The following is a 20857-nucleotide window of genomic DNA, read 5'->3' on the forward strand; positions in this document are numbered from 1 at the left end:
CCTTGTGTGCTTGAGCCGGAACCAGTTATATGAAGCCGAATCCAGCCAGAAAACAAAAAACCACTATATTTAGTGGTACAACCTATACATTTCTACTAATTCTAGTGCATCACTAAATTTATGCAAGAAGAATTTTGGTCTATATCTTTATATTTCACGGTCCGTGGTTTTTATTTTCTTCTTTAGAAATATAACCGTGAGATGCCGGTTATTTTTGTCTTTCCGAAAAACAATCCCAATTGAAGAAAGGCCCTGGATCGGTCTTGCGACCCGGTGCAATATCTGAATGGCCGACGATATCAACTATGGGATACATGCGCCTGAGGCGCCGAACCAGTCGCACCAATGCCTTGTACTGTCGCTCGGTGTATGGCTCAAAGTCGCTACCCTCCAGCTCAATGCCGATGGAAAAGTCGTTGCAACGCGAACGCCCTCGCCACATTGAAACGCCGGCATGCCATGCACGTTTGCTGCAGGGAACGAATTGGACGATCTGGCCGTCTCGCCGAATCAAAAAATGGGAGGATACCCTGACGTCCTTAAGCTGCTCATAATATGGATGCTCAGAATGGTCCAATGTATTGGTGAAAAATCTCTTGATCGCATCCCCGCCATATTCATTGGGCGGCAAACTGATATTGTGGATGACCAGCATATTGATATGGGTATGTGGGGGGCGACCATCATGATTTGGCGATGCCACCCGCCTCACACCGCTCAGCCAATCCTGCGAGTCGGGTTTCAATCGATGTTGTCCTTATCTGTAATGGATAAGCGCTCCATGCGATAACGCAGCGCACGAAACGTTACGCCCAGTATCTTGGCTGCGGCAGTGCGGTTGAAACGGGTTTGATGAAGCGCCTCCAGAATGGCATCACGCTCGATTCGATCCAGATAATCGGTCAGGGGATACTTGCCAACCCCTCCTGGCATTACCTCGCCTTGTGCCGACTGCAACGGCATCAACTGCAAATCAACGGGCGCAATGACGTTATCAAAACACAACGCCAGTGCACGCTCAATGATGTTTTCCAGTTCCCGCACATTGCCGGGAAAGTCATACCTTTCCAGTTCGCGCAGCGCCTCTGCTGAGAATTTGGCGGTCGAGCTTCCGCGCAAGCGTTCCAGAACCTGGTTGGCAATTTGCGGCACGTCCTCGCGCATCTCTCGCAATGAGGGCATATGCAACGAAATGACGTTGAGGCGGTAATAGAGATCTTGTCGAAACCTGCCTTGTTGCACGCAAGCAACCAGGTCATGATGAGTTGCGCTGAGGATGCGCACATCCACAGACTCTTCTTGCGTAGAACCGACACGGCGCACTTTCCTTTCCTGAATAGCCCGCAGCAGCTTGACCTGCATCGCCATTGGCAAGTCAGCCACCTCGTCCAATAGCAAGGTTCCCTGATTTGCCGCCTGGAAGAACCCTTCCCTATCCTTTTCCGCCCCCGTGAATGCACCCTTGCGGTAGCCAAAGAATTCGCTTTCCATCAGATTCTCGGGAATTGCGCCGCAATTTACTGCAATGAAAGGCTGACCATGCCTTGAACTTTTTTCTACGATCAGTCGAGCTGCCAGCTCCTTACCACTGCCGGATTCACCGCTGATATGCACCGGCGCCTGACTGCGCGCCACACGGTTGATCAATTCACGAACTTGCGCCAAGACAGGCGAACTCCCCAGCAAAACGCTTTCCTCGCCTTTTTTGAACTCACTTTGCCCGGGCAATCTGAGCGCTGAGGTGACCAGCGTGCGCAATTGATCCAGCGCTACCGGTTTGGACAAATAATCGAACGCCCCGGCCTTGAGGACTGCCACTGCGTTCTCCAGATTGCCATGGGCAGTAATCACCGCCACCGGCACATCCAGACTGCGCTCGGCAATGTGCCGCACAACCTCAAGTCCTTCACCGTCCGGCATGCGCATATCGGTCAGACACAGATCAAAGCTTTCCGAGTCCAGGCGTTCCTTGGCTTGTTTCACGCCGCTTGCACGCACTACCTCCAACCCCATGCGCACCAGCGTCAACTCCAATAATTCCAGGATGTCCGCCTCATCGTCCACGATCAGCACACGCGGGATCTTTTTTGACTTAAGACTCATCGTCACTCCTGAATATGATGCGGAAACATGCTCCGCCATCGATGGCTCGCTTGTATTCGATCATCGCTCCGTTCGCTTCGCAAAGTTCGCGTGCAATATACAACCCCAGCCCCGTCCCGCTTGCATCGGTCGTGAAAAATGGTTCGAATAACTTCTGCACCGCATCGTTTGGCACGCCCGCTCCGTCGTCGGACACTTCAAGCACCACCCTCCCGCCATCGGCAGCAAATGCATGCAGACGAACACTGCCCGGCAATTTCTGGCTGTACCGCAAAGCATTGCGACACAGATTCCAAAGCACCTGCTCGAAATGTCCCTTATCAAAATGTGCCGTGCATGCCGGATCAAGCCGCAACTCGAACACTGAGCGCGAGACCTGCGAGACTTGGCACAGGTTTTCGACAACCTCCTCTATACGCAACGCTAGATTCAAGCTTTCCGGACGCAGCCGATCGCGCCGGTTGACCTGCATTACATCCTGCACGATGCGATTCAGGCGCATCGTATTATCCAAAATAATTTGCAGCAACCTCGCCTGTTTCGAGTCATGCTCCTGCTCTTGCAGCAACTCAGTCGCATAGCTGATGGATGACAAGGGGTTGCGAACTTCATGCGCGATATTTGCAGTCAACCTCCCCAACGCCGCAAGTTTGACCTGTTGTGCCTGTTCTTGAACCCGCTGCATATCTTCCAGTACCACCACCACACCCCAAAAGCCGTCGCGCTGCACGGGCAAGAAGCGCACACGTACCGGATGGTTAGTTCCGGGCAAGCGCAGCACCTCATGTCCAAGCGCCTTGTTTTGGCGCCATGCTGCGAACATCGCATCCAGCAAAGGAGAGCACTCGGCTAACTGAGTTTTAACATTTGTCGGAAAAACATAGCCCAACAGCCTTTCCGCACCGGGATTTGATTGGCGCACTACCCCGCGCTCATCCACTACCAGCACCCCATCCGGCATATCCTGAATCATCAGGCGATTTGCTTCAGCCATATTGGAAAGATCCACTCCGCGACGTAACGCGAGTTTTTCACTGGCCACGGCATACTTCGACAAGGTATGGGCCAACCAAGCCACTGCAAAGTAGGATGTACTCAGGATGCCCACCTGAAGGAACTGCGCCCCGGCTGCGTCCCGGGTCAATACTGCATATCCGTGTTCCAGTAGCATGGCAATACTGGCAAGTGCGGAAAACAACAAGGTGATGCGGCCACGACCGATCATTCCGGCCAGTGCCAGTGACACCAGTAACAACATACCCAGATTGCTCTGCACACCCCCACTAAAATATGTCAACAATGCAATAGCAGCGATGTCGGTGCATATCTGGAAGGCTAATTGCAAGGTAGTTCGCGGCTTGCGAAGACCTACCGCCAGCACCGAAATCAACACCAGCAAGGTATAGGCAACGGCAACCCAGAAGAACAAGGTTCGGTCATGAACATTCAGCGAGAACATTTCGCCGAATAACGCCGGCACAAGCAACATCATCCCGCCGAGGACCATGCGGTAAAGATTGAAGAAACTGATAGAACGCCACAAACTTTCCTGCGATAACGGCGCCGCCGTTTGCAAGGAGGGAAATAAGCCAGTGAGGGATAGACTATCCCGCATTCAAATTATTTTGAGGTATGTTCGCGGCGGTGCGCATCGCTGCAATAGAAATTGCCGCCCGCCAGAATGCTTTCACTTTTGGGCAAATGAACGCCGCACTTTACGCAGCGTACCATTTCCTCCGCAGAAGGCGGGGTATCCTGCCGAAGTGATTGTCTGCGATATGATCGCAACAAAAGGTAGACTAAGATGATGACAGCCAAGAAGAATAATAAGCGACTCATGCGGCACACTCCACAGACAGCCGCATGCAAGCGGCAAATTCAAACTCGGCTCATTGTAAATGTAATGCGCACATGGAACAAACCAATCGCTGATAATGTTTTTTACAGAAGATCGGGTAGAAGGCCTCCAAGCAAGCATGCCCTGCCGGGGACGCCAATAAAAAAGGCCAGCATTGAGCTGGCCTTGCGATTAACTCACTACGGGGCGGTTTTTAATATGCACCCCGTAAGCGAGCGAACTCCCCAAGCATCTGCTTTAAAGACTGGCTGCAATACTAGCTATTGTGACTGATAACGCAGTGAGCCAACCGAGATCGCCAATAAATTTGGTATCTTCAGTTGAAAGTTTCTCGTGATTTTTAATTTTGGCGTTGATTCTTTCCAGTTCAACCTGCAACTCTTTAAGTTTTGCCTGTTGCATTTGCAATTCTTTCAGCTTTGCTTGTTGGTTTGCTTTTAATGTGCCGGCGTCAGATTTTTTTTCCATAAAATTTCACCTCGTAGTGATATGTTTTATAACAAAAAGTTACGATCGAACAGTCAGCCAAAATTATTTCTGAATTACGTTTTTATACTATTCTTTGAGTTGGAAGATGTCAATTTAAAGAGGCCAATTTTTAATTTATATATGTCGTCGGCAACCGCTGGTCGTTCATGAGAAAATCCACAATTAATACTTGACCTCAATGTATAGTTGGGTCGGCCCAAATTAACCGGTAATGCTATTAATTTAACTATCCTTGAGGACTTAAATTCTAAGATGAACAATTGGCTATTTCGAATTCCAAACAGGTATTTAGCTTATTTCGCCCTTTCAATTTGGGCGATACTCGGTTTCATGCTATTGCACAAAACATCTTATGGAATTGATGAAGGCGCAGCTCATGCTTTATTGCTGGTCTGGTCGGTATCAGACAACATTGTCAGCCCGATTGTAACTTTAGGCTTCCCTGATTTTCGTACGATCTTTCTTGCCCCCGCCGGCATCTTATGGACCGGAAATATACTCGCAGCCAAATTAACAACAATGCTTGTAATGGCAATTGCAGCCTGGGCTTTTCATGCTTGGCGTTTTCGTAGCGGATATGGCGAAAGTTCACTATTGGCCACTGGATTGCTGTTGATCTCTCCGCTGCTAATAAGTCAAATTGACACAATATCTGTCGCGCCATACCTCCTGTTTGTCTTTGCGCTAGGAGCTTGGTCTGATCAACTTTACCGTGAATCTAAGCAGGCATTCGGAGGAATGTATTTTGCTCAAATTTTATTATGTTTAGTCAGTATCACTCTTCACCCCTTGGGCCTTGCCTATCCTTTAGCACTGTTATGGTCTTGGTATAAAAATCCGCTCGACCAAAAACATCGAATCTATTTTTATAGCGGAGTAGCATTTGCTGTTGTTATGGCTCTCGCATTAACTTCCGGATGGGGCAATATTGAATGGTTTGCCAATCCGATCAAAAGCTTATCAGGAGTTTTTTTAGGCACGGCCGAGGGCGACACATTTGGCCCTTTCCATTGGTTTTGCGGCATTGGAATATTGTTCACTTTGATCTTGGTAATTTGGAAGCAATTCGGCAATTTATGGGCGGACTTTCTTGGTCGAATACTTATATTCGCGCTCATAATTGGCTTACTAACCGGCGATGAAATATTTGGAGTTGTAGCGTTGGTAATATGCCTGTATTGGGGCTTTCCGCTTTTGTTGCAGAAATCCACAAATCAACACAGAGGCTTTTGGACACAACAAGGATCGGTTTTATTACTATCTTTCGTTATTTCTACGACCTTCATGGTAATTGACAAGGAAAATTATCAATTACTGCCTATGGATTATCTATCGCCACGAGATGCTCTGATCAAAACGTTAGCGGAAGATAGCGGATTATTTTCAAATAGTGATTTAAATCAATCTTCTGATGCAAAAACTCCTATGCGGGTGGCAAGTCAGTGGCCAGGATTAACTATGCTGGCCTGTAGATGTGATGCGCTTCCCCTGCCCCCAAACGCACAGGACAGTGAAGCGTTATTTTCAATGCTCAAAGGTATCAATTATTTGATATTCGATCCGCGCAATCCGAAAAACAGCTCTCTTTCTCATAACCTTGCGATGATGGATGCAGGAAGAGTGGAAACCGTCGCTTTGCAACTAGGTGGGGTAATCGTTCAAATCAAGCACCCTTCTTCCGATATAACTCCAGATAAGAAATCATGATTGTTGAATTATTGATTTTCTTGCTTGCCGCAATTTGCGGGTTGTTTATTACCGGCTTCGCCGTGCATATGTTTATAGGTGGATTGGTCAGCACTGAATCCGAGTATCAGATTATAGGCGTTGCCTGTCTTTTGGTTGCTTGTGCAATTGTGTGTATGGCATGGGATGTTATTGCAAGGCGCGTAGGCAAAAAATAGCCGCTTCGCCATTAGTTTCGGCATTCATTCAAATGCATTTTAAAGAGTTGCGGGAGTATGTGGATTCCGCTAGACTTGACCTCAAAGTTAGACAGCCAGTCTGTTTACTTTTAAATACATTTATATATCTTTGAAGGGGAGTGTGCCATGCCAGTTGAACTTCTAGTACCGGTTGCAATTTTTGCTTTGGGAGTCGCGGTTGCTATTCATCTTTCCGGAATGGGAATTGATCGCATCGTTGATAAGAAGTAAATAATATCCAACAATATTGACTAATACAGCATCAGAAAACTCTGGGGAATTGCCAGACATTTTCTGATGCTTTATTTTATCCACTCAAGTCCAGACAACTCCTTAATCAGTTCAAAGTCGTCCGAGGACTCGTATATGTACATTAGCACCCTGCGATGACAACAAACATTCTGCATCGGCATCTCTTAAAGTTTCTGCTACTTTCTGCTCTTTCATTTTTTATTGGTACCATTCACGGCATGTTTCAAGTCATGCCCCCCGTTCGCGCGTGGCTTGATTCAATTGGTAGCCCTTACGGTGGTCCCGGCCATATGATTGACCCTTTGGCTCATGCACACATGAATTTGGTAGGTGGCGTGGTTCTGCTTGCTATGTGCGTAACATATTATTTACTGCCAATTTTTACTGGAAAAAAAATATATTCCATAAAACTGGTTCAGCATACATTCTGGTGGGTCAGCATAGGGGTGTATAGCTTTTACATAATACAAATGGTATTTGGTATTTGGGAAGGTCTTCTAATAAGTAACCCAGGAGACATGGCTTCGGTACACCGATTTTATGGGCCCGTTATGGCGCTTTCCGGCACAACAATGGCCATAGGCTTTTGTACCTATCTGGCAAATGTGATTTTGACGATAACATCCCGATCCAAGGACGACATTACGGTTACTTAAGTATTATTCTTTGCCAGCTTCAGTGGGAATATCAGTACCTTTTTATCCGTACCTTGTTGCAATTGCACCTGAAGTGCTACTGATTCACCGTCTCCAATATCTATACCCCGACGATACACTCCAATATTTCCATCTTGTATCGCCTGCACCCATTGCATAGAGTCATTTCCACGCAGCGACACCGTCAAGTCCTGGACAGGACGTCCGCGTAGTCCCGTCACAATAACGACAATTTCGGACATTCCGGCGAGCGGTGGATTTGGATGTGTTTCTATACGAACGTCTGCCTCTTTCCAATGCTGTGCAGGAATCAAAATCTGCTTGCTATTGTCGCCGCACGCGACAAGATTCATCACGATAAAACTCAATATAACTGGCAGTAGCTTTTTCATTAGTTATTTATCCGAGCTACCACCTTGTTTATTCTTTTCATTTTTTTCTTCATTCTGCTTTTCCTTGTCGGAATCAAGTCTTCCTCCAACATTCGAGCCGTACATATTCACCATGTAATACACAAATGCGGCAGCTGCAGCTATATATACAAGCGAACCTAGGAATCCCGGGTCTTTTACCCAATCAACCCAATTGACTACCACCCCCGGTCGCAGGCCCCAGAATGGAAAACTTAGCCCAACCCCCACGAGCAATACAATCACCACAACCGCCATGAACCAATATGGGACTTTTTGTTGAGATTCTGGAATTTTCTCCACCAATTCCCAATCTTCCAGCCCACGTTTTTCCAGGCGTTCTTGATCGGATTTGTAGCCGAAATTATCCTTGCGCAGCTCACCCCATTTGGTCATTTCATCCGAATGTTCCAATTTTTTGTCTGTGTTTTCCATGACTAGATACCCCTATTCAACAAAATGCTGAAGATTAAAACGTCCGGTCCAGCCATCATTGGAACGAACCACCACTGCAAATGGATGCAAGCCTCGCTCCAATTTCGGTGACACGGTAAGAAAGACTGATGTTCTGCCGACCGATTGCATACTTACTGTTGGCCTGCTCAGGGTGAATGCGCTCTCAGGCAAGCCTTCCACAGCAACGCTTAATTCAGATGGACGATAACGTTTGCTGGATATCTCGATACGGTAATCGCGCGCAGTTTGATTATGTTCCGTCTGCAAATAGCCCACCGCGATGTGATATGGCTGATATGACCATACTCCCCATGTAAACAGAATGATACCCAGAATTGCAAAGGGGGCGGTCCAGCGAAATCTCGATAGTAACGACATCGTGTTATCTCTAAGCTTTTGGATCTTGCCCGATGCTCGCTGTCCGAACTCAAACCGCAGCAAGCCAATTCCTCCCTTTTTTGCATGCAAATTGTTGCATGCATCAATACAATCACCGCAATTTATGCAACTGTCATAAATTTCTGTTTTTCGGGGGTCCAACTCGATAAAACAGGTCGTCACGCAGTAATTACATTTTTCGCATTCGTTAGCCCGGGTGGCGTCGTAAAGCACGTGCAACGTTTCCTTGGTTTTGAACGAATGTTGCCAAACCCTGTAGACGCAAGCAAAACGGCACCAGAAATGCCTGAGCACCGCTATATCCAAAAGGATCATCATTACCCATACAGAATAAATCCAATACAAGGAACCAGCCAGTCTCGAATCCGTTCTGAAAATCATGAAAGACCAAACCACATCCGGCGGGTAAAAATACAGCAATGGCAACAAGGCAAAAAACATCGCCGCGCCTATGAACGAGAGCGCAAGCAACGTCCAGTTCAGCGCTTTATTCTTGGCTGCAGCCACTTTTGGCGCTTCACCGGTCAGGCTGACTTCAGCACGTTTGCCTAGCAGTTTATGGGTCATGTGATTCGCCCATTCAGCTATGGTGTTTTGCGGGCAGGCCCATCCGCAAAACACAGTACCTGCGATGGAATACAGCGCGACCAATGCGCTGGCTATCATTATCCACAGGCCGGATATCAGAAAAAAATCGGCGAACCAGATTTGCCAGCCCAATACAACTAACGCCCCATTTTCAGGGTCAATCCGGAACAGTCCGGACACCGGAATGATCACCAGCAGAAATAGAATGATTATTTGAATTGAGCGGCGCTTCCATTGATAATTCCCAGCCCCATTTTTCATGCCGGGACCGATCACTTTGACTGGAATGCTGGATAGCGCTTTGTGCATACTGGAGGACATGTTTACCTCTTAACTAACTGCATAATTTACAAATTTATTGAATTGATCTCGCTTCACTGTCCAAGGGTGAATTTGCAAGCAAACGTGAACGGTACTGCTCTGCTATTTGTGGTTTACCCTCAGTTGACTCCAGATGCCACAGGGCACGTAAAGCACCAACATGGTCCGGGTACACTTTAATGATGCGCTGCAAGGCATCACGCTCGCTCAGCCCCCGTTCCTTGGCTTGTGTTAAGGACTGCCACATGCTATCAGCTAGTGAATTTGCTATCCAGCGATCTTGAGGGTTAGCCTGATAGGCCAACCAAATCAGATTTCCCGCCTTTGCGGCATCACCTTGAATGGATAAAACCCACGCACGAACTGTGAGTTCAGTTGCCACATAGTCGCGCCCGAATTTACTCTTGTCACTCTCATCTATTGCCAACATTTTCATCGCGGATTCTGGCGCTGGATGACGTTGCAACAACCACGACATCAAATTAGCAAGATTCACATTGCCATCGTAGCGAGCTCTCGGCAATTTATATTCGATATATGGCTCCCACTCGTCCTGAATCGGACCGTTCATTTCATCTATTGGCCCCCAATATCGTCCTATCCAGGTCCAGCCCCCTTCTCCACCTGTTGCCTGGCTTTGCTCCGAAACATCCATCCGCATTAAGTTCTGTAAAATCGAACTTGCTCCAGTAAATTCATCTTTGGGACCAACCAAGGCCAAATGCATGCCATCCATAAACAATTGTGCGTTTGGATACACGCGCTCAAAACTTCTCAGCACCACCTTGAGTGATTCTATTTCGAATTGGTTAAGCGCCAGCCATTGCACAAATACCCCGCCCTGGTTCAGCCTGTTTTTTGCTCTTTCAAATTGCTGCACTGATAGAAGCGACCCCATTCCTGCTATATCCGGGTGAAATAAATCTCCCACGATGACATCGTAGTGGCGTTGTGTGCTGCTCAGGAAATGTCTTGCATCATCCCTTTGTATTTGTACTTGATCCAGAATATTTCCATTGACCGGCGAGAAGAGGTACTTGGCCGAGTTAATCGAGCCCTGTGATAGTTCCACTGCACTTCGAATCAGACTTGGAAATGGCTTGGATCCTGCCACTGAGATTCCGGTTCCCAACCCAAGGAACAATACACTTTTCGGTGCAGGGTGAAGTAGCAATGCAAGTCTGGCCTGATCTTTCTGTATTTCAACCGCACTCGGATCGGTTGAGGCATCCATACGCTGCAGGTCGCTCAGCAATATCCGTTGTCCATCCGGCTGGCGGACAACATGAGTTAACGAAATCGCATCTTCATACAGATAAAGATTCCGGCTATCTGCTTCGATTTTGGGCAGCAACTCATGCACAGGAGGCATGGTGCGCAACGGCCAAGCTGCCACGAGCAGTACGACAAATCCCAACCAGGCTCTGCGCGAATTTGCCCAGATCAGGCCAAATGCGGGGATTGCAACTGCGCACAAAGCAATCATCCCTACGGTGCCCAGCAGAGGAATGCCAACCAAACAGGCGATAATTGCTCCGGCACCCCCGCCCAGGCAATTTGCCCCATACAACCAAACGCCGCTTGACTCAGCATTTTCGTAACGGGTTGCCAACAGCGGTAACCAGGCTCCCAGGGCCAATGTAATCGGGAGTGTAAATATTCCCAAAATCAATGCCTGATATGTTGTTGCCCAAAAAAATGATTTGAAATCACTTTGCTCTATCCAGGCAGAAGTGGCCGGCAAGAGGAACAAACCCAGCAACACACCTCCACCAATTGCAAACGGCATCAAAATTGACAGACCGTATTTCTTCAATCGCGGCAAAAAAAGGCTGCCCAGTGCGATCCCCAAAAGAAACACGGCCAGTATCAAGCCAAGCACATATTCTGTGCGTAACATGATCATGCCGTATATGCGCACCCATCCAATCTCGAGCATGATGCTTCCGGCCCCGATCCCGGCATAAATCATCAGCGCCGAAACGGGTGGTCGTTCGTCATTCTTCTTTTCCGGTAATGATGCCCTTGCCTGGCTGATTGAGCGAGACAAAGCCAGTGCTGTAATCCCGACTCCCAAACCTAATACCGCCATGATTCTCACTGAATCGGCCCATCCAATTGCCGGCAGACTCCACAACGGAAATATTGCTCCGGCTACTCCGCCTAACGTATTCAACCCATAGATTTTTCCGAGGGAAATTGGTGTGTGCTCAACCACTTTCAGCACCAGCGCAAAACCTACTCCCATGGCAAACGCCGGGATCAGCAACAAACACAATGCTCCCGCACCTTGGAGCAGATACCACTGCAGCAAGGTCAGTTGACTTGAAAGTCCTTCCATCCATCCGCTTGTGTAACGGAGAAATATTGGAAGTAAAAGGGCATATATTGCTATTCCAATTTCAAGAACTGCAAATACTGATATGGGGTTTTTACTTTGCCCGGCCCATTTGATTCCCGCCAGGCTACCCAAGCCCAATCCAATCATGAAGGCTGCAACAGTCAGGACCACGCCGAAGATACTGACCCCAAACTGCATGGACAGCATGCGCGACCACAGCACTTCATAGGCAAGACTTGTCAAGCCCGAAAAGAAATACAGGATTGCTACCAGCCACCATATCTTGTGTGTATTTCCTGAATTGATGTTCATGGGCGGAATGAGTGGCGTTGGTACTACTCGAAATTGCTGAGGCTTAAATGGGAGTGGAATTTGTGTAAGGCTACGAAGGGGATGCGCAACAAATTGCGCGATGCCTGAGAGCGCAACAGGCAATCTGCTTGTTTAATTCCTAGAAAGGATAAAACCACACTAATGCCACGACCGCGTGAACCACAGCCAGCGTCATGCTGAGCCCGGCAAATATCATGTGAGCCACGAACACCGACTTCCCGAACAGCCCCATCGCGATTCCCAACCCTCCGGTAATCAGTACGAGGGTTAACAGCGAGGCCCCCAACAAAAACATGACGCGCTGTTTGTCTTTATCGGTGATTGATTTTGCATGCTCTGTTTCTCTGTGTTGTTTATTAAATGCCTGCAAAATCTGGGCGCTTTCACCTTCATGGGGTGCGTCCTCTGCATACGCAGGAATAACGCAAGAAACCGACAACAGGAATGCCAGCAAAACAGGAAAGGTTCGAGAAATCGATAATCCGAAAAATGTCATATGATTTTCAGTAAAATTGTCTATTGATGCGAAGGATTCTGGCCTTCTTCTGTAATTTCAGAAGTCGGTTTTCGCATGGCATTTCTCCATGCCAGTATAACCATCAATACAAATGGTGCAAAAACTCCCATCAACAAGAAGATGAAAATGTACCATGGAGTTGCAATAGTAACGTGTGCGAATCGGTAGCTATCGACTGCCGCCTGCGCCAGTGGAGCCACAGCCAGACCGATGAGGATCAGGGCAGTTCTCATCCAGATGGAACTCATAATATACCTCCGATAATTAATTAGTTTTCACGCTTGATGCACAGCGAAACCCATAAAAGTCTGAGGCATAGTTGGGCCAGGAATAGTCCCTATGGTACGTTGCGGTCGAAAATGGATCGCCCTTCCAGGACCCGCCGCGCAAGACTTTGTAGTACTTGTTTACCGGCACCAAATCGGCTACTTTCATCGCCTGGTCCTGCTCGTTTTGGACTTTGGCGATTTTCCCCTTGAATACCTCTGCTTCTGCATCCGTGCCTTTATAAGGCAGGAAATCGTCTTCCACCCATTCGTTCACATTTCCGGCCATGTCAAACACGCCATATGGACTTGCACCATTTGAATATGTCGTTACATTAGTCGCTGATCCCACATTGTAGTAAGTATTCAAGCGGGCCGGATCCATTTCATTACCCCATGGCCAACGCCTGCCGTCTGTACCTCGAGCTGCCTTTTCCCATTCAGCCTCCGTAGGCAGGCGCTTTCCAGCCCATTTCGCATAGGCTGACGCGTCGTACCAATTGACCAGGGTAACAGGATACTGCAGGGTGCCTTCCTGAATTTTCCCGTTTTTCCAATCGGATGGCGGACGATGTCCGGTCGCCGCGATGAATCTTGCATACTGTGCATTGGTCACTAAATATTTATCGATCTGGAATGCATCCAGATTGACTTGGTGTTGGGGATGGGAAGCCGCATCGGCATTTTTCAGGTTTGTGCCCATCAGAAACTTCCCGGCAGGAATCGTTACCATACTATCCAACTCTTTCCACTGCTCTTTTGTCAGCAGCGCGTCTGCTTCAGACACCGTATAACCTGCGGATTGATTCTTGCGGTTTTCGTTTTCTTCGTGAAGAGCAATATCTTCTCCCGCAGCACGTATCCTGGTTGATTCTTCCTTTAGGTTATAGGTTGCCAGAGCGCGCATTTCACCCATACGTATCGAACCCAGTTTGACTACGTGCAAACTTCCTCCGACAACCACCAGCGCTATGCATGTAATTATTGTGGCTGAAAAGAAGCGCTTTCTTCGAAGTTGTTCAGCCGGACTTAATATGATCTTTTTGTCCAATTTCGACATCAGGAGTTCCTTTCCGCGATCGGCGACTTGTCCGCGGCGGCAGTTATTTTTGTGCGTCCATACACCCTCTTGATCATGACTTCACCAACTATTCCGCCTATTCCAGCCGCTTCCATTGCCAGGATTACATAAAATCCCCACCAGCCCATCGGGTGCAATATGCTCCCATGGGGAACACCTGTGACATACAGAATTTCAGCATAACTTATGCTGCGCACTATCAATGGCGGGAAATAACACAGCCATTTTCCGCCCATGCCGAATATCCAGGACACGACCAATCCGACAAAAAACGGTAAAACGAACAAATCTACTCCCCAAGCAAAGCTGAAGGTCGACAATCCTGAAAACAGCTCTATTTTCACCCCCAGCAATCTGTCGCCCAAATGATTCAGGGCTATGCCTGCCAGGAGTGCTACCAGACCCGTTAGATATCTATGCTTCATTTCTGGGGCTCCGTTCCATTCAATTTCTCAAACTCTAATTTCTTAGTCTGATCGAGATACCAGTCTTTAACTTTCAAGCTTGCCAGGTATGCTGATAGAACGCGCCGCTCTTCATCCGGCATTTTTGAATAGGAAGGCATCCGATATTCCTTTTTCAGTCTTGAAGGTAATACTGACTGTGGATCTGCAGATGAAAGATAATCGTAAATCCATGATTCCGTGCGTATTGAACCTATTCCGTCCAACATGGGCGCCGGTACCGACTCCATCATGTTTTTCAAGGTCCAGAGCGTATGGCAGTTTCTACAGTTATTGCTGCGGTAGATGTCCATCGCTTTGCTGGCAACATCGTTGCTGGCAGTGCTGTAGAAAGGAATCTCCCGGTCATGCTGCTCTTCGACATGCAGCAGGGACCTAAGCATCCCTGCCGCAACGACCAGCCCAATGATGAGCAGTACGGCTTTTTCTCCGCGCTTCATGCCCCGGACTTGTGCTTCTCGGCATCTGCAGCCAAAAATCGATCACGGCTTGCAATCTGGGCTTTGATTACAGACTGGCTTTTTGCAAACTCTTCCGGCGCCATCTTGGGCCGATCCTTCTCGTCAAAAAGCACATATTTGATATCTTCATCAAACTGCTCATTTTTTATGCCCCAGCGTATCCAGTAAATTACGGCAAGAATAATTACCGCTCCTATAATCAGCCACAGGTATATGGTCCAACCATCGGGAAGATTTTCAATGAAATTTGCCATTATGTTCCTCCACCAAAATATTCAGAAAAGGTAGCCGCCCAGCATTTGCACTGCGCCTACAATTACAGCAACGACTATACCCATTATTATCGCTGTGAACATGAATCGTTCACCCAACTTCATTTCTTTCGGTCGATTTTTGCTGAATATAAAAGCAATGACAATCCCTGAAAAGATAATGATGCTTATCAGCAAAAATACGAAAATCCACTCACTGAACTGTTGACTGCGCATCCCTTCGATACTGAGGTCAAGTTTCGGAGAAATTTCTGGGCTTATTTGCGAAACAGCGGGAACGGCGGAATTTAAATCGGAGATTTGAATCGTAGACTCCCGCAACAATTTGATAAGTACTGATTAGAAACCCCGGTTTCAGCCGGGGTTCCATACCGTCTAATTATTTAAACGGGATTAATTTTGCCTAAAGTGCTACGGCTGGACTTTGCCTTCATTTCCTGAGCGCACCCATTCAACTGAAAGCATCGATTTATTTACCCATTCGCATCCTATCAAAATAGCTTCAATCATGCTGGTAAATTTGACTCCAGCTGAAATTGATTTGATTATTTCTTAATGCGATCAATAAAGAACGAGTAAATTGTCGGCGCTATAAACACTATCAATATTATCCCGCCAAGTACGCCAGGCCCAAAATCGACTTCTATCATAATAATTGCTCCTATATTGTTTGCCGACGAACCGGATTGACCTTATTAATTCAGGCCAATCCGATACGAATTATCAATGCGTATGCTTAGGCTGCCAGGTTGAAGGCGGCAATCTCTTGATCAGGATAATCACCATCGTAAAGAAATACAGTACGTAGAAAATATCGATGGTGTAGCCCCTGTCCCACCATGGCTGCTTTCTTTCAGGGGTTCCGTCTGCCTTGACGTTGCCCTCGAAATTCGCCAGAACCACTCTATCTCCAACGATGTTGTATTCCTGCAAATCCACACCCTTAGCCATCAATGCTTCGATTTGTGGCTTGATGATGCGCAAATCATTCATGCTCAGAGGGTGACGCTCCAACAGCTCATCATATTTGCCGCCCAAATTCATCTGAACGATCTTTTTCATTGCAGCTTCATCATCCTGAATCGCCTGCACTTCAGGAGTGTTCATCGCTTTTACGTAGCCTTCGTAGATTGCTGCATTTGGGCGTTGCCCCCACAACGGGAAAGTAACTGCAAAAGCAGTGAGAACAGTCAACACAACGAGCAATACAACAGGCATAGGCATGCGATGGTTGTCTTCGGTGATTCCACCCAAGTTTTCCTTTTCCCAAAGCACTTTATCGGCCTCGTTTGTCGCGGGATCGCACATCGTGACTAGCGGCTTATTAAAATTCCAAGACATTTTTGTATCCTCCTCGTTACTTCAGACTCAGCATGAAGTCAATCAGACTGCGGATTTCAGAATCGCTGGCATAAGCAGGAACATCCGGAGGCGATACACGTTTGCCTTCGCGATATTCGTCATACTCTGCACGCCATTTGTCGTAATCGATCTTGTTACCGGACGCATCCTTTTCGCCCCACAGATAGTCGAAGCGCGGCATGATCGAATGCGGCTGGACCAGGCGTGGATTGAAGAAGTGCATCATCAACCACTCTTTGGAAGAGTTGCGAGAACCTACGTGCATCAAGTCTGGAGCCTTACGGTCCGAACCGAACGCGGTTGGAGATTCGCCGTTGAAGTCACCCAGCATCGGGGGCGCACCGAATACCTGCCAGTCCTGTGTCTGCTCCGGAAGCAGGGTATGGCACCACCAGCACCCTTCACGCACAAAATACGTCTTGCCGGCGCCTGCATGAGAAATATCCTCATCCTTGGCTAAGTGCATCACGTCGGCCGGCATCCACCCTTTGGTAGCAGTCAGATTATCGATATAGCTGAACTCTTTCCCCTGGTACGTCCCTTTGCTTACGGTAAAGACCGCGCCGTAGGCCTTTTGCGCATCGGTAATATGACCCTGCTCAACGCTCAGCTGCTCGATACCCTGCCCCAGAATCCGCGGATGCAATATCCCGGCAGGAAATGTCGTTCCCGGTTGATACACGAACACTGAAACAGGCTCTCCGAGCGGCTGGCCTGTTTTCGGGTCAGCCTTCAGAGCGACAACCATAGGCTTGTTCTTGCCCTGCAGAAACGGGTCTTCCAGATTGAAGCCCGTTTCATGGCCCACTGCCAGTTGCTTCGAAAGCGCTACATCAGTCGAAGATACCGACGCAATATTGATGCTCGGAAAAAACAACGTAATCGTCATCGAGCCGCCAAATGCCATGGCGAATAACCTCGCACCAACTTTATATTCTCTAAATCCAGCCATGCTTATTCTCCCTAAATTTTACACTGGCTAATATTAGCGCTCGTATCCCAGTTCATGCGGCATACGACCCTCAGGCACTTCAGTTCCCTTGCGCGCTGTCATCCACATGTTGTACAGCCACAGAATGTTGCCAGTGAATACCAGGGTACCGCCGATCCAACGGGCGATCATGTACGGGTGCTCAGCAATCACAACATCGATATACGGAACCTCGTAAATTTTGCCAGCGCCCTGAATCAGACCGGCAATCGTCATGGAAACCCAGTAAATCGAGAAGCCGATCAGCAACAGCCAGAAGTGCATATTGGCCAGCGTCAAGGAGTACAACTTGCGCTTCATGATTGTTTGCAAGCCCAGGTAAACCGCAGCAGCCTCGAGGAAGGTAGAGAATCCGAGCAAAGCCAAGTGTGCGTGAGCAACGATCCAGCCTGTTCCGTGGATGTACCAGTTAATCGCACGAGTTTGCTGGAAACCGCCTTGCATATTCAGGGGAATAGCCATCAAGCAACCCGTGATGGTAAAACGCACCTCGATGTTCTCGACGAACATATGCCACTTGCCCTTCATCGTCAGCATGATGTTCGATACGAACGCAATCGCTGGCACCAGGATCAGCACACCTTCAACGGAAGCGAAAGACTTCAACCACTCAGGCAAAGGCGCCGACATCAGGTGGTGCGCCGCCGGAGTGGAATAGAACACCACAACAGACCAAAAGTGCAAGTGACCAATGCGGTGCGAGTACAGCGGATTTCCCGTGACCTTGGGGATGGTGTAATAAGCGATCGCAGCAGCCACCGGAGTGATCCAGAGTCCCAGTACGTTGTGCGCGAACCACCAAGTCAGATAAGCCTCGGTAAGACCGGTCAGGTGGAAAAACTCAGGAGAGTTACCCACCAGGAACACGATGATCACCATGAAAATGGCAGAAGCAAAGAACCAGTTTGTGGTGTAAATACCTTGAGTACGGCGAGTCAAAACCGTCATCCAGACGTTGATTGCCAACGGGATGAACACGAAGAAGGCCAAGTACAAGTCTATAGGCCACGGAAAGTCCGAATATTCACGGCCGGACGTGATACCCGCCCACAAAACGGTCAGGCCAAGTGTCAGCCCCACGTTCCACAGCAAGCAGTTCCACAGACCCAATTTTTCGGACCACAGCTTTGTGTTGCCCAACGCCGGCGTGATATACATCATGGCCATGGCAAACGCCATGGAAATCCAGCCAAAAATAACCGCCATCACGTGAACCTGGCGCATATGACCAAAGGCGAAATAAATATTCCCGGTCACAAAATCCGGAAATGCAAGTTTCGCCGCATTAAACGATCCCAGTCCGGTACCGATTACGAACCAGATAATCGCTGAAAATCCGAAGAACACCGCCGCCGAACCGGCGGGTATATCTTCGTTCTTGGCAAACAAATATTTAAACATGTTACTCCCCCTCAACTCGAAAAATTAGTGATTATCGCCACTGCTGTCATCTTCATGTGGGACAAGTATGTACCACGATAACAACATGCTCGAAAACGCTAATAGCACGCCCAGTGAACCCGCAATTAAAGCCATAGCACACCCCTCAAATAATTAGTATCAACAGAAAGCACGAGGCCGCCCCTCTAACTCAGGCAGCATCGCCTTCCAATTTATAGTGGCGATTCAAGCCAACATACAGAATTCCGCAAAACGCAATTCCGAAAACGATCATTGCCTCATCAATAAACCCGGTGAAGGTTGACGGGTCATACGCCATCCACGCAGATCCACCCCAGTTACTAAACCCCCCGCGCCCCATCAGGCACATTAAAGTCGCGCCAAAAACGCTGCCATTACCCATTCCCGTCAGCATCCCGCTCACAAGAATCAGCCAAATGGATAGAGATTTTTTCTTTGTACTCATGACCCCCCTTAAATTAATAAAAATCAAAACTTGCCAAAAAAACCGGTTACCCCATAACTCGAGACACAATCGAATTTCATTTGAATTACATTTAAATCTAAAAATCAATCAGTTGAAGCATTGCGGCCAACAACGAATTTTTAATACAAACTTTGTTTTCCAGATGGTAATTACCATCCCCTCAACTTGTCAAGGGAATTGTATGCGTTCCAGCGTATTTACCGTGATTTACCGCAATTTAACGTTAATTTAACGCATATTTAACGTAAGAAGAGCGCAATAACACTATTGCTTCGGGGATTTCTTGGTGCTAATATCGCGCCGTCTGAAAGGGTATATTTTTTAGTGCGGATGTTCTTATAACGATGATTGATCAAGGAGATACACATGCTTGAGCCAGATGTAACGACCAGCGAAGTTCTTATTATGTATGCAGGTATTTTCGTATTTTTGTTCGGCTTGGCTTTTATTCTGATGAAAAAGCATTCTTAATATCGGCAGGACCTGAATCCGGTTGCATGTAAGGAATGAAATGGCTTTGTCCTGCATGAATTGCAGGTAATTAATAATTTGAGGGGGAGGCACATGCGTAAATTATCAAATTTGGCAATGGCGTGTTTGGGGACGGCCGCCATGCTGGTTTTTTCAGGTGCAAGTTTGGCTGACGGCAGCGCCGTAAGTGTGAATTTAACCAACGGCAAAAGCATTTTCGAAAATGGCAAGCCGGACGGGAGCGTACCAGCTTGCGCCACATGTCATGGCGACAAGGCGATGGGGCAAGATGCAATGAAAGCACCCAGGCTTGCAAATATTGGATATGTGTACATCGTCAAGCAACTAACGAATTTCGCTGAAGACAAGCGTACCGACAATATCATGCAGCAGATGAATGGCATTGCTAAGGCTTTGAGCGAACAGGATCGTCGCGACCTGGCTGCATATGAGAACAGCTTCCCAAGGAATGCCGAACTCTCCGACCTGAATCAGCTTAAAACTGATGGAACAAAAATTGGCGAGGCTTACAAAGGCTCGATCCTTGTTCGCTATGGACGGAATGGTCCGGGCGTGGCAGAAAAAGATAGAGTATCTGCTTGCACATCCTGCCATGGCTTTAACGGCCGCGGTGCCGATCCGGTGTATCCCAAGATCGGTCAGCAGAAATATACCTACCTGGTTGCTCAGTTGACTAACTGGCGTGACGCCACCCGTACCAATGACCCTATGGGGCAAATGCGAAAAGTCGCCCACAACCTGTCCGATGATGACATCATTGACGTAGCCACCTTCTTGTCACAGGCTCCGGATAGCACGAGTGGAGACGGCATGGAAATCGGCAATCAGACGGTTCTGGAAAAGCTGAAGGTAGTACGTTAAACGCCAGACATCGGGTATTTTCTACCAGCGCCAACTGGCTGGCGCTGGAACTAAAAGGGATACTGATCTAT

23 protein-coding genes are annotated in these 20857 nt (G+C 47.9%); 4 read left to right on the forward strand and 19 right to left on the reverse strand.

Going from position 1 to position 20857, the window contains the following annotated elements; translation table 11 throughout:
• Positions 1–208: 208 nt before the first annotated feature.
• The 5 genes from ampD to QOY30_RS15675 all read right to left on the reverse strand — a co-directional run bounded on the left by ampD (position 209) and on the right by QOY30_RS15675 (position 4429).
• On the reverse strand, positions 209–745 hold the full coding sequence (gene ampD, locus QOY30_RS15655) for a 1,6-anhydro-N-acetylmuramyl-L-alanine amidase AmpD (RefSeq protein WP_283745553.1): 537 nt from the start codon (positions 743–745) through the stop codon (positions 209–211).
• A complete protein-coding gene (locus QOY30_RS15660; RefSeq protein WP_283745554.1) occupies positions 742–2103 on the reverse strand; it encodes a sigma-54-dependent transcriptional regulator in 1362 nt (453 codons plus the stop codon). The genes ampD and QOY30_RS15660 overlap by 4 nt, the downstream gene beginning before the upstream one ends.
• A complete protein-coding gene (locus QOY30_RS15665) occupies positions 2093–3646 on the reverse strand; it encodes a two-component system sensor histidine kinase NtrB (RefSeq protein WP_283745555.1) in 1554 nt (517 codons plus the stop codon). The genes QOY30_RS15660 and QOY30_RS15665 overlap by 11 nt, the downstream gene beginning before the upstream one ends.
• A 77-nt stretch (positions 3647–3723) precedes the next feature.
• Positions 3724–3942 carry a PP0621 family protein gene (locus tag QOY30_RS15670; protein WP_283745556.1) on the reverse strand — a complete coding sequence of 73 codons (219 nt, stop codon included), beginning with the start codon at positions 3940–3942 and terminating at the stop codon, positions 3724–3726.
• Between the two features lie 256 nt (positions 3943–4198).
• Positions 4199–4429 carry a hypothetical protein gene (locus QOY30_RS15675; RefSeq protein WP_283745557.1) on the reverse strand — a complete coding sequence of 77 codons (231 nt, stop codon included), beginning with the start codon at positions 4427–4429 and terminating at the stop codon, positions 4199–4201.
• Positions 4430–4702: 273 nt separating this feature from the next.
• Between QOY30_RS15675 and QOY30_RS15680 the strand changes: the two genes are divergently transcribed.
• The 3 genes from QOY30_RS15680 to QOY30_RS15690 all read left to right on the forward strand — a co-directional run bounded on the left by QOY30_RS15680 (position 4703) and on the right by QOY30_RS15690 (position 7283).
• Positions 4703–6157 (forward strand): hypothetical protein, encoded by a 1455-nt coding sequence (locus QOY30_RS15680; RefSeq protein ID WP_283745558.1) that lies wholly within the window; start codon positions 4703–4705, stop codon positions 6155–6157.
• On the forward strand, positions 6154–6354 hold the full coding sequence (locus QOY30_RS15685) for a hypothetical protein (protein ID WP_283745559.1): 201 nt from the start codon (positions 6154–6156) through the stop codon (positions 6352–6354). Before QOY30_RS15680 ends, QOY30_RS15685 begins: the two co-directional genes overlap by 4 nt.
• A 407-nt stretch (positions 6355–6761) precedes the next feature.
• Positions 6762–7283: a cbb3-type cytochrome c oxidase subunit I gene (locus tag QOY30_RS15690; RefSeq protein ID WP_283745560.1), complete on the forward strand. Its 522-nt coding sequence runs from the start codon at positions 6762–6764 to the stop codon at positions 7281–7283.
• Here QOY30_RS15690 and QOY30_RS15695 read toward each other — a convergent pair.
• From QOY30_RS15695 to QOY30_RS15760, 14 genes are all read right to left on the reverse strand, one after another.
• On the reverse strand, positions 7280–7675 hold the full coding sequence (locus tag QOY30_RS15695) for a hypothetical protein (protein WP_283745561.1): 396 nt from the start codon (positions 7673–7675) through the stop codon (positions 7280–7282). The two genes, QOY30_RS15690 and QOY30_RS15695, sit on opposite strands and share 4 nt — an antisense overlap.
• A gap of 3 nt (positions 7676–7678) precedes the next feature.
• The gene (locus tag QOY30_RS15700) at positions 7679–8128 is read right to left on the reverse strand and encodes a hypothetical protein (RefSeq protein WP_283745562.1); all 450 of its coding nucleotides are present in this window, start codon (positions 8126–8128) and stop codon (positions 7679–7681) included.
• A gap of 12 nt (positions 8129–8140) precedes the next feature.
• Entirely contained in the window at positions 8141–9457 is a 1317-nt protein-coding gene (locus QOY30_RS15705; protein WP_283745563.1) for a 4Fe-4S binding protein, read from the reverse strand.
• A gap of 34 nt (positions 9458–9491) precedes the next feature.
• Positions 9492–12110 (reverse strand): spermine/spermidine synthase domain-containing protein, encoded by a 2619-nt coding sequence (locus tag QOY30_RS15710; RefSeq protein ID WP_283745564.1) that lies wholly within the window; start codon positions 12108–12110, stop codon positions 9492–9494.
• A gap of 139 nt (positions 12111–12249) precedes the next feature.
• Positions 12250–12627, reverse strand: coding sequence for a hypothetical protein (locus QOY30_RS15715; protein ID WP_283745565.1), 378 nt, complete (start codon positions 12625–12627; stop codon positions 12250–12252).
• 20 nt (positions 12628–12647) lie between these two features.
• Complete coding sequence (locus QOY30_RS15720; protein ID WP_283745566.1) at positions 12648–12896, reverse strand: hypothetical protein; 249 nt, start codon at positions 12894–12896, stop codon at positions 12648–12650.
• Between the two features lie 16 nt (positions 12897–12912).
• A complete protein-coding gene (locus tag QOY30_RS15725; RefSeq protein ID WP_283745567.1) occupies positions 12913–13974 on the reverse strand; it encodes a formylglycine-generating enzyme family protein in 1062 nt (353 codons plus the stop codon).
• Complete coding sequence (locus QOY30_RS15730; RefSeq protein WP_283745568.1) at positions 13974–14420, reverse strand: hypothetical protein; 447 nt, start codon at positions 14418–14420, stop codon at positions 13974–13976. Before QOY30_RS15730 ends, QOY30_RS15725 begins: the two co-directional genes overlap by 1 nt.
• A complete protein-coding gene (locus QOY30_RS15735) occupies positions 14417–14899 on the reverse strand; it encodes a c-type cytochrome (protein ID WP_283745569.1) in 483 nt (160 codons plus the stop codon). The genes QOY30_RS15730 and QOY30_RS15735 overlap by 4 nt, the downstream gene beginning before the upstream one ends.
• On the reverse strand, positions 14896–15174 hold the full coding sequence (locus tag QOY30_RS15740) for a hypothetical protein (protein ID WP_283745570.1): 279 nt from the start codon (positions 15172–15174) through the stop codon (positions 14896–14898). Before QOY30_RS15740 ends, QOY30_RS15735 begins: the two co-directional genes overlap by 4 nt.
• A 741-nt stretch (positions 15175–15915) precedes the next feature.
• Positions 15916–16533 (reverse strand): hypothetical protein, encoded by a 618-nt coding sequence (locus tag QOY30_RS15745; protein WP_283745571.1) that lies wholly within the window; start codon positions 16531–16533, stop codon positions 15916–15918.
• 16 nt (positions 16534–16549) lie between these two features.
• A complete protein-coding gene (locus tag QOY30_RS15750) occupies positions 16550–17506 on the reverse strand; it encodes a cbb3-type cytochrome c oxidase subunit II (RefSeq protein ID WP_283745572.1) in 957 nt (318 codons plus the stop codon).
• 33 nt (positions 17507–17539) lie between these two features.
• Positions 17540–18934 (reverse strand): cbb3-type cytochrome c oxidase subunit I, encoded by a 1395-nt coding sequence (locus tag QOY30_RS15755; RefSeq protein WP_283745573.1) that lies wholly within the window; start codon positions 18932–18934, stop codon positions 17540–17542.
• A gap of 202 nt (positions 18935–19136) precedes the next feature.
• Positions 19137–19412 carry a hypothetical protein gene (locus QOY30_RS15760; protein WP_283745574.1) on the reverse strand — a complete coding sequence of 92 codons (276 nt, stop codon included), beginning with the start codon at positions 19410–19412 and terminating at the stop codon, positions 19137–19139.
• 585 nt (positions 19413–19997) lie between these two features.
• Here QOY30_RS15760 and QOY30_RS15765 point away from each other — a divergent pair.
• Positions 19998–20786: a c-type cytochrome gene (locus QOY30_RS15765; RefSeq protein ID WP_283745575.1), complete on the forward strand. Its 789-nt coding sequence runs from the start codon at positions 19998–20000 to the stop codon at positions 20784–20786.
• Positions 20787–20857: the final 71 nt, after the last annotated feature.

The sequence above is a fragment of the Sideroxydans sp. CL21 genome, assembly GCF_902459525.1.
Lineage (GTDB): Bacteria > Pseudomonadota > Gammaproteobacteria > Burkholderiales > Gallionellaceae > Sideroxyarcus.